The sequence below is a fragment of the Acinetobacter sp. RRD8 genome (genome assembly GCF_031844225.1).
GTDB lineage: Bacteria > Pseudomonadota > Gammaproteobacteria > Pseudomonadales > Moraxellaceae > Acinetobacter.
In genome coordinates, this window is sequence record NZ_JAUZUU010000005.1 from 39,427 (window position 1) to 53,067 (window position 13,641).

General features: G+C 43.6%; 12 protein-coding genes. 1 reads left to right on the plus strand and 11 read right to left on the minus strand.

Annotation, left to right across the window (positions count from 1 at the left end):
• Window positions 1-41: 41 nt before the first annotated feature.
• From Q9R24_RS07045 to tatA, 4 genes are all read right to left on the minus strand, one after another.
• Window positions 42-2,270 carry a PhoX family phosphatase gene (locus tag Q9R24_RS07045; protein ID WP_311204467.1) on the minus strand — a complete coding sequence of 743 codons (2,229 nt, stop codon included), beginning with the start codon at window positions 2,268-2,270 and terminating at the stop codon, window positions 42-44.
• 193 nt (window positions 2,271-2,463) lie between these two features.
• The gene (tatC, locus tag Q9R24_RS07050; protein WP_004729521.1) at window positions 2,464-3,240 is read right to left on the minus strand and encodes a twin-arginine translocase subunit TatC; all 777 of its coding nucleotides are present in this window, start codon (window positions 3,238-3,240) and stop codon (window positions 2,464-2,466) included.
• Window positions 3,237-3,659 carry a Sec-independent protein translocase protein TatB gene (gene tatB / locus Q9R24_RS07055; protein ID WP_311204468.1) on the minus strand — a complete coding sequence of 141 codons (423 nt, stop codon included), beginning with the start codon at window positions 3,657-3,659 and terminating at the stop codon, window positions 3,237-3,239. The genes tatC and tatB overlap by 4 nt, the downstream gene beginning before the upstream one ends.
• Before the next feature lie 9 nt (window positions 3,660-3,668).
• Complete coding sequence (tatA, locus tag Q9R24_RS07060; protein ID WP_004729524.1) at window positions 3,669-3,887, minus strand: Sec-independent protein translocase subunit TatA; 219 nt, start codon at window positions 3,885-3,887, stop codon at window positions 3,669-3,671.
• A 186-nt stretch (window positions 3,888-4,073) separates the two neighbouring features.
• Between tatA and Q9R24_RS07065 the strand changes: the two genes are divergently transcribed.
• A complete protein-coding gene (locus Q9R24_RS07065) occupies window positions 4,074-4,955 on the plus strand; it encodes a permease (RefSeq protein WP_311204469.1) in 882 nt (293 codons plus the stop codon).
• 131 nt (window positions 4,956-5,086) lie between these two features.
• Here the strand turns inward: Q9R24_RS07065 and rdgB are convergent, their stop codons facing one another.
• The 7 genes from rdgB to Q9R24_RS07100 form a co-directional block, all read right to left on the minus strand.
• Window positions 5,087-5,713, minus strand: coding sequence for an RdgB/HAM1 family non-canonical purine NTP pyrophosphatase (rdgB, locus tag Q9R24_RS07070; RefSeq protein WP_311204470.1), 627 nt, complete (start codon window positions 5,711-5,713; stop codon window positions 5,087-5,089).
• A 105-nt stretch (window positions 5,714-5,818) separates the two neighbouring features.
• Window positions 5,819-6,409, minus strand: a complete 591-nt coding sequence (locus Q9R24_RS07075; protein WP_004647420.1) for a tetratricopeptide repeat protein — start codon at window positions 6,407-6,409, stop codon at window positions 5,819-5,821.
• On the minus strand, window positions 6,406-6,999 hold the full coding sequence (gene metW / locus Q9R24_RS07080; protein ID WP_004278415.1) for a methionine biosynthesis protein MetW: 594 nt from the start codon (window positions 6,997-6,999) through the stop codon (window positions 6,406-6,408). The genes Q9R24_RS07075 and metW overlap by 4 nt, the downstream gene beginning before the upstream one ends.
• Window positions 6,999-8,159, minus strand: a complete 1,161-nt coding sequence (locus tag Q9R24_RS07085) for a homoserine O-acetyltransferase (protein WP_195725171.1) — start codon at window positions 8,157-8,159, stop codon at window positions 6,999-7,001. The genes metW and Q9R24_RS07085 overlap by 1 nt, the downstream gene beginning before the upstream one ends.
• Window positions 8,160-8,271: 112 nt before the next feature.
• Window positions 8,272-9,969: a 2-isopropylmalate synthase gene (leuA, locus tag Q9R24_RS07090; protein ID WP_044111891.1), complete on the minus strand. Its 1,698-nt coding sequence runs from the start codon at window positions 9,967-9,969 to the stop codon at window positions 8,272-8,274.
• 427 nt (window positions 9,970-10,396) lie between these two features.
• Window positions 10,397-11,080 carry a Fe2+-dependent dioxygenase gene (locus Q9R24_RS07095; protein WP_222111913.1) on the minus strand — a complete coding sequence of 228 codons (684 nt, stop codon included), beginning with the start codon at window positions 11,078-11,080 and terminating at the stop codon, window positions 10,397-10,399.
• Window positions 11,081-11,151: 71 nt separating this feature from the next.
• Entirely contained in the window at window positions 11,152-13,506 is a 2,355-nt protein-coding gene (locus tag Q9R24_RS07100; RefSeq protein ID WP_311204471.1) for a TonB-dependent siderophore receptor, read from the minus strand.
• Window positions 13,507-13,641 lie beyond the last annotated feature (135 nt).

Sequence of the window (13,641 nt, forward strand, 5' to 3'; positions counted from 1 at the left end):
AATGCCGACAGATGTCGGCATTTTTTAGGTCACTTCAGGGTTTAAGCTTTAGGGGTTTCTAACGACTCACCTGCAATGACACCGCCATCTTTACGGGTAATCACGACTGTTGCTGAGCGTGGACGTGAATACGCACGACCAGTACTGATTAAATGTTCAGCTTGGTTTGCAGGCCAAGTGCCACCTGGATGTTGTACGTTTACAAAAATGGCTTTGTAGTCAGGTGTCATAGTGACCCCTGTAATTTCACAGCCAGCAGGACCAACCAAGAAACGGCGTAGCTTCGAGTCATCGAGCTTCGCACCCATAGGTGTTTTTTGTGTGCCTGTGCCCGCTGTTGCGGTTTGTACAGAACCATCGCTCACTGAACCAGGAAGTGCTGCCAGCATCATGCAGTTGGTTGTATCCGTATATGCACCATCGTCAGTTTGTAACCATAATACGCCACGGTCATCAAACCACATACCATCTGGGCTAGAGAAGTCATTTGCATCCGTCAAGCCAGAAAGGTTTACACCTGGGATTGAATCTGCTTCGGCACCAAATAGGAAAATATCCCATGTAAATGATGTTGCAGTAACATCGTCGCCTGTTTCACGGAAGCGAATCACGTGACCATTAATATTGCCACGTAGGCGGTTCGTTGCATCATCATCATCTGAATATTGGCGTGGATTAGCTGCATCAATTACATGTGCTGAACCGCGTTGTGAGTTATTGGTTAATGTGACATACACTTCGCCATTATGTGGATTTACCGCAACCCATTCAGGGCGGTCCATTTTAGTTGCGCCCGCTGCATCGGCTGCGATACGTGCATTGACCAAAATATCTGCTCGGTCTGCAAATTTGTATTCTGCATAGTTGGCAATCTTTGGATTAGACAAAGAGAGTTCTAACCATTGGCCTTTAGCTTCACCCGTTGCTTCATTGAAATCAAATTGCGCAACATAAAGCTTACCGTTATTCATGTATTTGTCGCCAGCCGCATAGCCACCGTTGACATCAGTAGGATTCCACGGAGTATCTGAGACAAATTTATAGATGTATTCGCCTTGTGAATCATCACCCATATAGAATGCAAGTGGTTTACCTGCAATGGCACGGCTAGCACGGCAGTCTTCATGAGCAAAGCGACCTAAAGCGGTACGTTTTACTGGCATACTACGATTATCAAACGGATCTATTTCAACAATCCAACCGAAAGTATTAATCGAGTTGCGATAATCCTCTTGTTCCGATGCAGCGCTGATGACTGTGTTCCAACGGCTGAAATAATCTGGCGTAAAGATTTGTGGATTTCTAATGCTTTGCCAGTTATAACCACGTGCGCCATTATTGACTTTATAGCGTTTTAACGCATGTTCGGTATTGGCATCGCGTACATCCCCGCCTTCGGTGTCTTTTTGACGTGCGAGATATTGGTTGAAGTTTTCTTCAGTGGTGAGATAAGTGCCCCAAGGGGTATAGCCGTTACCACAGTTGTTGATGGTGCCACGTGTTTTGGTACCATCTGGGCTAAATGCTGTTTGTACCAACGTATTACCACGTACAGGGCCACGGTATTCCATTTCAGTTGCTGCTGTAATACGGCGGTTAAATGGCGAGTTTAAATCGACCGTGATTTCTTGTGTCTCAGGATTTTTGTTGATTGCAACAATAGAAACACCATGAGAGTTCACTTCACGGATCACTTCATCTTCAGTGATATCATCTTGATCAAATATGTTACCACGAGGGTGTAAGTCATCACGTTGTAAATATTCGTGATTCATCACCAATAAGCCAGTGTCCGATACAGTCGCATCAAAATTTTGCTTGCTGGTATTTAAACCAAAAAAGGTCATACCATCATGGTTGTCACCGACACGGCGTTCGTAGGATACACCACTAGGAATATTGTTTTCATCCCATACAGGTAGGCTTGGGTGTAAAGGATCACCTACCGCATGTAGGACTTTAAAATCATAGCCTTCAGCCACAGTAAATTGCTCTAAAGTGTTTTTATCCACTGGTTTGAAGGTTAATGATTTAGGTGTTGCAGTTAAATCTGGTTCATTCGGTGTTGCAGGTGTGCTTGGCGGAGTTGATTCTTCATCATTATCGCTACAGCCCGTAAGTGAGGCTGCTAAGGTTAATGCTACTGCACCACCAGCCGTCTTTTTAATTAAATCGCGACGACTCATCTGTTGGTTAAACAGTTGGTGAAATTCTGGGTTCCCCGAAGTGTTGCTGTCATAATCATCATTAAAAGCAATTTGATCAGTCATATTTTGTTCCTAGCAGTATGTGCTTGGTTGTTTTAAATGGTTATGAGTAAATTAACGGCTAAAAATGACAGGGAAGTGAAAGAATTGTTTCAATAAAATTAAATAAATCAGTATTTTATTTAAAATTAAAAACAAAAAGACAGCCAGAGCTGCCTGAGTAAGTTGATATTTTTTTTGTTTTGGAGGGTTATTGTTATTCAGTCTTTAACCGACGTTTTTCAATCAGTTTCCCTGCCAGTAAACCCAGTTCAAACAGCAGCCACATCGGGACAGCCAGCATGATCATCGACAGGGCATCCGGGGGCGTCACAAACATTGCTACAAAGAAGCAACCCACAATAATAAAGCGCCGTTTCTCGATCAGAGTCTGTGTCGAAACTGCACCAATCAAGATCAGAACCAAGGTAATAATAGGAATTTCAAAGGTAAAACCAAAGACCAGAAACAGCTTTAAACAGAAGCTGAGATAACTGTTGATGTCGGTCATCGGGGCTACGGTTTCAGGCGAAACACTGATAAAAAAATGCAGAATCGAGGGTAATGCCACAAAGTAGGCAAAGCTGATGCCAGTATAAAACAGCACGATACTACCGATCAGAAGCGGCAAGGCCAGGCTCTTTTCTTTGGCATATAGTGCAGGCTTAATAAAGGTCCAAAGCTGATATAGGATAAACGGCATCGCGATCATCAGCGCGACAAAGAAGTTCAGCTTAAAGGGTGCCATGAAGGTTGCAGTGACATCCGTAGCAATCATGGTCGAGCTGGCAGGTAGCTGTGCACGCAATGGTTCAGACAACCATTGATAAGTCTGATTGGCAAAGGGCAGCAAACAGAAAAACAGGCCAATCAGGACAGCAACGACTTTAAACAAATGCTTTCTTAAGATGATCAAATGCTGGGTAATCGGCATCTGTTCAAGGTTCAGCGCTGCAGCATCATTTGAGGCTGGTGTGGTCGGTAAAGAGGTCATACGGCCACCTTCATTTCTGTATAGCGTTGTTCCAGAATCACTGCTTGAGTTTTTGCGGGCTGAGGTAAATACACGGGGGATACAGGCTGTATCACCGGCTGATAGCTGAGCAAGGGCTGAACAGCTTGCGATTTTATTTTTACTTCATCGGTTGCCATCGGTTGCTGCAAATCTGTCATTTGTGCCTGCATCTTGGCTTCCAGTTCCTGAATCCGTTGCATTTCAGCCTGCATCTGTTCACGTAGCTCGGACAGGCGCAATTCACGATCAAGATCATTCTGAACATTGCTCACCATACGCTTGATCTTACCGTACCATGTTCCGACAAAACGGACTGCTTCCGGAAGCTTATCTGGCCCAAGAACCAAAAGCGCAATAATCCCGAAAATCAGCAGCTCGGTCATTCCAATATTGAGCATAGCGAACTCTTAACTTTTAACCGAATGTTCAGGCGTTTTGACCTGGGCATCAATGGTGCGTGGCTCTGCAAGCTTGGCCTGTTCAGCCTCTTCATCCTTTACTGATTTTTTAAAGTCTTTAATCGCGCCGCCGACGTCTTTACCCAAATTTTTAAGTTTCGATGTACCGAACAATAAAATCACCACAATTGCGAAAATCAGCACATGCCAAATTGATAATCCTGCCATTATTTTATCCTCTATATTTCATGCACCTATCTCAGCAGGCTTGTATGACAGCGCGGTGACGCTTTGATGACAGTTTGCCGACACGGCAACAGGGGAATGAATCACTCATATAAAAAATTTCATAATTCAATGAAAAGTATGCTGTGTTAGCATACAGCCTGATATGGAAATCTCAGCAGTATTGTCATGGCCTTGATTCTTCCCCTCCTGTCTTTTCTAATTGGTTATTGGGGGGTGCAATTTTTAAAACCGATTCGACCTTTTTTGGCTGCTTTACTGGCACGGATCCTGATTCCGGTACTCATTATCTACAATATGGTATTTTACCAAGAGGGCAGTTTGTGGTTAATTGCCTTTAGCTTTTTCTGTTCCTGTGTGTTCTTTGCCCTATTTTATTTCACCCTGAAAAATAAACTGCGTGCCTTATGCCTGAGCTATTTAAATGGGGCATGGCTGGGAATTCCTTTTGCACTGGCAGTTTTTGGCCCGCAAGCGACCAGTACTGTGGTGGCGCTGTACATCGGTGGTTCTTTGTTTGGCAATGTCTGTGCGGTGATGGCAGTCAGTGAAGCCAGACAAGATAGCAGCTATATTTTAAAAAATGTGTTGTTCTCACCTCCGGTGGTCGCTTTGTCGATGGCAGCTTTATTGTCATTTTGGGATTTGAATCACTGGCAACAAGTGGCTTGGGTCGAGATACTGTATCAAGCCAATAAAGTGCTGGTGACTTTTAGTGGTATGTGTGTACTGGGGATGTGGCTAAGCAATGTGCGGATCAGCCGCTTCGATTTAATGCGCAGTCTGCAACTTATTTTTTGTCGTGGGCTATTTGCTGTTTTACTGTGTGGCGCAGCTTATTTTTATTTGCCGATTCCACAGCAGACGCTGACTTATGCGGTAATGCTGATGTTCTTTTTATTGCCGCCTGCAGCCAATATTGTGGCACTGGAAACCCATTATCAGGGAACGGGCCATTCCGCCAAATATATTGCCTCGGGAACTTTGGCCAGTGCGATCTTGATTGCTTTATATGGGGCAGTGGTGCATGCGTTGATGCCTACGCTATAAAGTTTCCTTTCTTGGAGAGAAGGCTAGAAAGAGTTGTAAGGTCCCCCTTTGTAAAAGGGGGATTTAGGGGGATTCACTAATGTTTAAATCCCTCCCAACCTCCCTTTTACTAAAGGGAGGAGATCAAAAACTTACTTTGCCAAACTCGCTTTAAACAACTGCATCGCCTGACCACGATGACTGATTTTATTCTTTTCTTCCTTGCTCATTTCTGCACTGGAAATCCCTAGTTCCGGTAACCAGAACAACGGGTCATAGCCAAAACCATTTTCACCACGTGCAGCTTCCAGAATTTCCCCGTGCCAGATACCCTGAAAGACTTGCGGTAAGGGATCTTCGGCATGTTGGACCAGAGCCAGTACACAAACAAACATGCCTTCAATCGCTTCACCCTCTTGGCGTAAGGGTTTGAGATCGGCCAGCAGTTTTTCATTATTAGCGGCATCGTTGCCATGCTCGCCGGCATAACGAGCCGAGTAAATGCCGGGAACGCCTCCAAGAATCGGCACACAAATGCCTGAATCATCTGCAATAGCAGGTTTTCCGGAAATTTTAGCAGCATGACGAGCCTTAATAATGGCATTTTCGACAAAGCTTAGACCATCTTCGATCGCATCTTCGATATTCAACTTGCCTTGAGCCACGACTTCAACCGGCAGTTGCAGCTCGGCAAACAGTTTTTCAAACTCGGCAATTTTACCTTTGTTATTACTCGCCAATACCAGTGTGCCTTGGGATAACCAGTCAGTTGCAGCCATGTCAAAAACTCATTATTAGATAAAGAATGAGTACTATTTTAACTGCCATTGCGGGTTTGTAGGCAATAAAAAAGCACCCGAAGGTGCTATTTATACCATTCAGCTTTATTGTGCCTGAATCCATCTGTCGGCACGATCACGCGCCTGACGGATCTGCTCTTGGGTTAAGTTCGCTGCCAAGGCAGTTTTTCTGCCTTCCGACAGCGTAATCACTTTATTGTCGAGCATGCCATCACGGGTAGACAGTTCATACCACTGGTAAGCGCCCATATAGTTTTTCTTTTTCTCTTCCATCATTGCCAGATTAAAGCTGGCACGGTTATCGCCACGGCTGGCCGCTTTTTCAAAATACTGACGCGCCAGCGCTTCATCTTTTCTGGTGCCAATACCATCTGCCAGCATACGGCCGACATTCAGCTGGGCAACTGCCAGACCTTGATCCGCAGCAGCTTTATACCAGGCAAAGGCCTGTCGTTCATCTTTTTGAATGTCTTTACCATACTGGTATTTGGTGGCCAGATAAAACTGTGCGCCGGCCTGACCAGCTTTCGCTGCTTTGGTCAGACTGTTGATATCCATGATGGAATACTGAGCCGCTTGACTGGCAACAGAAGGACTCGGTGCAACATAATCTGCATGGGCTTGCATGCCAAAAAGTCCCGCCAGTAGCGTCGTACTTAATAATAATTTTTTCATAGCGCGCTCACTCGATAAATTGCGACTTCACCAAATAGATTAGGGAGATGCTTGCTCAGCAAACTATCTTCTTGATTCCCGTTCACAGCGAGTCGATTAATAATTTTGATGTTATTTTCCGCACAAAGTGCTTCAAAATCACGAAATGTACATAAGTGGATATTCGGGGTGTTATACCACATATACGGCAAGGCTTCAGAAACCGGCATTCTCCCTTTGATTGCCAAGAAAGACCGGGTCTTCCAGTGCGCAAAGTTCGGAAAGGTAATAATGGCCTGTTTCCCTACACGCACCATATCACGTAACAATACGTCAGGTGCATCTACAGCTTGCAAAGCTTGTGCCATGACCACATTGTCAAAAGACTGGTCGGCAAAACGGCTTAAACCAAGGTTTAAGTCTTGCTGGATGATATTTAACCCGCGACTGACTGCAATTGCAATCTTTTCCTGATCAATTTCTAATCCGTATGCACGAATATCGTGCTTTTTACTCATTTGTGCCAGCAGTTCACCATCGCCACAACCGAGGTCAAGTACGCTAGAACCGGGCTTAATCCACTTTTCAGCGAGTTGTTGATCGATACGCATTATATGGTCTCCTTCGGTGTTGCTTTCAGGTGTTCTTCACCACCCAGGAATGCACGCAAAGATTTTACATAGAGCGGAATAGGGAACAGGAAAGAGTCATGACCCTGTTCGGCATCAATATCCAGATAGCTCACAGGTTTATGGTTGCTAATTAAAGCATCCACGATTTCCTGTGAGCGGGCAGGAGTAAAACGCCAGTCAGTCGTGAATGACACCACCAGGAATTTGCACTGGGTATTGGCCATGGCTTTTTTGAGCGACTGTTCATATTCACGCGACGGATCAAAGTAATCCAGCGCTTTGGTCATGATCAGATAGGTATTGGCATCGAAGTTACGGCTGAACTGCTCACCCTGATAACGTAAATAGCTTTCGACCTGGAATTCGACATCGAAACCATACATAAATTTGCCTGATTTCAAATCGCGGCCAAATTTCTGTTTCATGGCTTCTTCGGACAGGTAAGTAATATGACCGACCATACGCGCCAGAATCAGACCACGTTTTGGATAGCTGTCATTTTCCAGATAACGACCATTATGGAAATCCGGGTCTGACAAAATCGACTGACGTGCCACTTCGTTAAAGGCAATATTCTGTGCAGAAAGCTTTGGAGCGCTGGCAATAATCACGCATTTTCTTAAACGGTTTGGATAATCCACTGACCATTGCAATGCCTGCATGCCACCCAGTGAACCGCCAATGATGGCATCCCAGGTATCAATTCCTAAACGATCAGAGAGCAGGGCTTGGGTTTTGACCCAGTCGCGAACTGTAACCAGTGGAAAATCAGGACCATACGGACGATTATCATTTTCAGGATTGGGTGAGGTTGGGCCGGTAGAGCCGCTACAGCCACCAATATTATTCAGTGAAACCACAAAGAATTTTGACGTATCAATAGCTTTGCCGGGACCAATACATGAATCCCACCAGCCGGCTTTTTTATCATCTTCATGATGATAGCCAGCAGCATGGTGATGACCGGAAAGGGCATGACAAATCAGAATGGCATTGGACTTATCGGCATTGAGTTCGCCATAAGTTTCAACCATCAGTTCAAAACGTGGGAGGATGCGACCGCATTCAAGCTCTAACGGCTCTTCAAATTGGAACTTTTGTGGGACAATAATGCCCACTGAGTCAGCTGGAAAAGACACGGGGAGGATTCACCTTAAATCTTTAGTATGAATAATAAAAGGATACCATTTGCCGGTATCCTTCTAAAGTCATTTTAGTGCTATGAATTATCGCAAATTCTAATACCGCCGTTTAGACCGCAGCAGCAATCACCTGATCAGTGCTTAAAACACCCTGATCAATCAGACGGTTGGTCGAGGCAATAATTGCTTCGATAGAAGAGGTCACGATGTTGTCATGTACCCCGGCACCAAAGGCAGATTTACCAGTACCTTTCACTTGAAGTTCGATCAAGGCCAAGGCTTTGGCATGAGCACCTGAACTGATGCTGCGCTCTTCATAGTTCACCACGTCAATCGGCAAATGAAGTGCATCCAAAATCGCAGAAATTGGACCATTGCCTTCACCGCGAACACGACGTGACTGGCCATCAATTTCAAGATCAAGCTCAATCACCTGATTGCCATTGTCATCCGACAATTTATAGTTTTTCGCAGAATAGTGAACGTTTTTAGCATCCACATAAGTTTCCTTGAACAACTTCCAGATTTCAGTCGCACTGATTTCAGTGCCTTGCTCATCGGTACGTTTTTGTACGATCTGAGAGAATTCAATCTGTAAACGACGCGGCAAGATCACGTTGTAGTTCGATTCTAACAAGTAGGCAATACCACCTTTACCTGATTGTGAATTGACACGAATTACTGCGTCATAGTCACGGCCCAAATCTTTCGGGTCGATTGGTAAGTACGGCATATCCCAGATTTCTTCGTTCTTCTGGAACTCGAAACCTTTTTTAATGGCATCCTGATGCGAACCCGAGAATGCAGTAAACACCAAATCACCGGCATAAGGATGACGCGGGTGCACAGGTAAACCGGTACATTCTTCCACAGTCGCAATGATTTCATTGATGTTGGAGAAATCTAAATTCGGTGCTACACCCTGGGTATACATGTTCAAGGCAATCGCAGCCACGTCGACGTTACCGGTACGTTCACCATTTCCGAAGACACAGCCTTCAACACGGTCAGCACCGGCCATAATCGCCAATTCTGAAGCGGCAATGCCACAACCACGGTCATTGTGACAATGCACAGAAATGATCACGCCATCACGACGCTGGATGTTGCGGTGCATCCATTCGATTTGATCGGCATAGATGTGTGGACCTGAAACTTCTACCGTTGCAGGCAAGTTTAAGATCACTTTATTGGTCGGTGATGCTTCCCAGATTTCAGTCACAGCATCACAGACATCTTTCGCGACTTCTAATTCGGTTGCAGTAAAACATTCCGGACTGTACTGAAATACGAATTCAGTTTCCGGCTGTTTTGCGGCATATTCTTTTACTTTCTGTGCAGCATTGATCGCTAACTGTTTTGCACCTTCAACATCAACATTCAAGACTTTGTTGCGGAATGTCGGCGAGTTAGAATTATAGATATGTACAATGGCACGTTTCGCACCTTGTAAAGATTCAAAGGTACGTTGAATCAAATGATCACGTGCCTGAACCAAGACCTCGATATAAACGTCATCCGGAATATGACCTTCTTCAATCAATTTACGGGTGAAATCGAAGTCAATTTGCGATGCTGACGGGAAGCCGATTTCAATATGTTTGAAACCGATTTTCACCAACATCTGGAACATCTTGAATTTCTGCTCCATGTTCATTGGCTCAAAGATCGCTTGGTTACCGTCACGCAGGTCAGTACTCATCCAGATTGGCGCTTTGTTGATTTCATTGTTCGGCCATTGACGGTCTGGTAAGTCCACACGTTGATACATGCGACGGTATTTTTTACTTGGATCAGCCAACATCATGAGAGAGCTCCTTATGCTAACTTGGGTACCGTAATCTTGGTTAAAGCGGTGCGTGGGTCAGCGGCATAGATTTTGTCTATTCATTGGGTTTTAGTGACAGTCTGGTTCAAACCTGAAATATGGTCTAAATATTGGTGGTTTAGCTCTACCAAATGCACTAAATGCCTTACTTATAATTTAAAGTTTAATCCACTTATCCCGAAAAGTTTTTGCTATTTTTATGGATTTTAGTCGTATGGTAATAAAGATTTTCTTATAAAGTTTAAGTATTGAAAAATATTTTCACTTATTTTAAATATCGTATTTTATATTTTCTTGATTTGGACATAATGCGTTATTTATTACGTTCAATTGTGCCACAACGCAGTATATTTTGATAAACAATAGATCCAGTTGTTCTTAAAGATCATTGAAGACAGAGCCTCTTTTAAAGTTCAGCCCATTTACGCATTAAATTATGATACAGGTTGGTCAGTTTCATAACTTCTGCATGCTGATCACCCAGCTGCATTCTCAAGTTTTGAATACTCTGATCCAGATTAAACAGCATATGCCGCTCTGCATCATCACGGATCATGCTTTGTACCCAAAAAAATGAAGCAATTCGACAACCGGCAGTGATGGGCGTGACTTCATGCAGGCTGGTGGATGGATACAAAATCATATCGCCGGCAGGTAATTTTACTTCGTGATAACCGTAAGTGTCTTCGACCACCAGTTCACCACCGATATACTCTTCAGGTTCACTCAAGAAAACCGTACAGGATAAATCCGTTCTAAGGCGTTCATTGCTGCCGCGAATACGACGAATCGAATTGTCGACATGAAAGCCGAAAGATTCATTATTTTCATAGCGGTTAAACAGGGGAGGAATAATATCCAGTGGAATCGCCGCTGATAAAAATAAAGCATGCTGTCCCAGAGACTCAAGAATGATTGTGCTTAAATGCTGGGTCAGGGAATGATCTTCAGGTAATTGCTGATTCTGTTTCACCGTTGCAGAGAGTGTACCCGCGGTAACCTTGCCGTTGACCCACTCAATCTTATTCATCTCCTCACGGAAATATTGCACCTGTTCTTTGCTCAGTACATTTGGAATATGATGCAGCACTGGAAACCCCTGAATAATCGTCTTTTAAAAATAACATAGCCCCCATCAGGAGGCTATGCGGTTGCATTGAATTAATATTTAAAGTTGACTGCCAGCACTGCGCTACGGCCTTCTGCTTCGGTCGCATAGTGAGATGAATAGGCTTTTGTGAAGTAACGTTCATCAGACAGGTTGTTGACGTTTAATTGTAAATCAACGTTTTCATTCACGTTATACCGTGCCATGGCATCATAGCGAACATAGCCTGGTACAAACTTGGTATTAGTAGCATTGCCATAGACTTTGTCCATTGCGACGGCACCAGCACCTAGGGTTAAAGCAGGAGTTACTGCATAAGTAGTCCAAAGGGTTGCACTGTTTTTCGCGACGTTTTGAACCTGATTACCATTACTTCTATTGGAAATGTAGATTGGAGCTGCTGTAGTGCCAATATTTTCATAACCACCATCAACTAACTCACTGTCTAAATAAGTATAACCAGCAGAAACTGCCCATTTATCCGTGATATTACCGTTTACGCCTAGCTCAATACCATCGACACGAGTTTCACCAATATTACTTGTGGTGCCATCATCTCCGGTCGCACGAGTATTGGTTTTTTCCGTGCGGAAAATAGCTGCAGTCAGGTTGAGCTTATCATTCAAGACATCCCATTTAGTTCCTAACTCCATGGTCCGGACTTCTTCAGGTTTAAGATTATTTATTGCAGCAGTAATCCCTTCAGAACCATCGCCACCATCTACACCGACTGGATTAGACGAAGTCGCATAACTTGCATAGATGCTGCCATTTTCAACCGGTTTAAAAGTAAGACCGGCTTGATAGTTGATGAAATCTTTATCATTTTTAATTGTCACTTGATCGCCAGCACTTGCTGTAATCGGTGTATTGTTTGCACCAGTAACTGCATTATTTCGTGCACCATAAGTCATGGTTTGCTCAGTTGAGTAATTATCCCAACGTATGCCTAAATCTAAGAGCCATTGAGGGGTGAATTCAATACTATCCAGGAAATAAACAGACTTTGATTTGCTTTGAATATTGTACTGGTCAGCACCATTGGTACTTAATGTACCTGTCCATGGCCCACGGTTTGGGTTTTGTACCGAAGTACACCAGCCTGAAGTAATATCACCAGCGTTACAGGCATTGTGTACATTACCTGTAGCGTTAACACCATCGATAATGTATTGGGTACGGTCAGTTTCTTGGTCTGAATATTCGGCACCCAGATTAAAACTATGTTTAAGCATACCGGTATTAAATTTACCGGTTAAAGCAAGTTGGTCGGTAAAAGCATCAGTATTTGCCACACGTGAGTTGGCACGCGCCCAGACATTTCCTGTTAATTCACTTGTAAAACCTGCTTTGTTGTAAAAGTTACCCTGAGAATCATCTGGATTGGTCCAAAGGTAATCATTTTTAGAGTTGCCATACACAGCAGTATTACTAATTGTTAAGTTATCAGTTAAATCATGTTCTAATTTAATTGTTCCAATCTGATTTTCCTGTTTCTGGAAATCACGATCTTTCCAGCCATAGTATTGACCTTGTTTAACGTCAATTGGCTTGCCGTTGCCATTTAATGGACGATAGTCTGTTGCTGTTGCAGTTCTTGGAGCACCAAATGGGTTATTATAGGGAATACCTGAATCTGGTGTGTCATCGGTTTTTAAGTAGTAATAACTTAGAGTCCCACGGGTAGGGGTGTCCAGACCAAAGCTAATACTCGGTGCAATACCGGCACGTTTATATTCTGCACCGTCTTTCTGGCCGGCTTTTTCATTTTGATGCCCCATGACTGCCACACGTGCCGCAATACCATTACCAAAGTCTTTGTTACCATCTAAAGTAATACGTTGATAATTATCTGTGCCGCCAGCGACCGAACCTTCTAGAAAATCGCCTGCTTTAGCGACTTTAGAAATCATGTTAATGCTACCGCCAGTGGTGCCTGCACCGCCCATGGCAGAAGCAGAACCTTTGGTCACTTCAACTTGTTCTACCGCAAACATTTCACGGTTTTGTGAGGTGGCATTACGAACGCCGTCTACATACATCGAACTTTCAGAGTTATAACCACGAATAAATGGACGGTCACCATTCGGATTACCACCTTCACCTGCACCCAAGGTAATCCCCGGAACTGTACGCAGTGCATCAGCTAAAGTCGTCACTTGTGTATCGGCAATCAGCTGTTTTGAAATCACTGAAACTGACTTGGGGGTGTCGAGTAAAGGCGCAACAAATTTGCTATTCGCAGATTGATCTACTTTTAAGCTGGGTGTTTGTTCAGCTTTGACTTCTTGATGAATAGTCTCTAACTGGATCACCTGTTCTTCTGCCATCGCAGATGCAGCTACCATTGATAAAGATGAAACAATTGCAGAGGAAACGATTTTTTTACGTGTTTTAATGAAGGTCATGTTAAACCTAATAAATGAATGCTAAAAATGTATGCGAATAATAATGATTCTTGTTTTTATTTTTATCTTTTTATCATGGGAATTCATGATCTTTAAGAAAATATTAAATGAGTTTTTAAATGTAATGATATAACA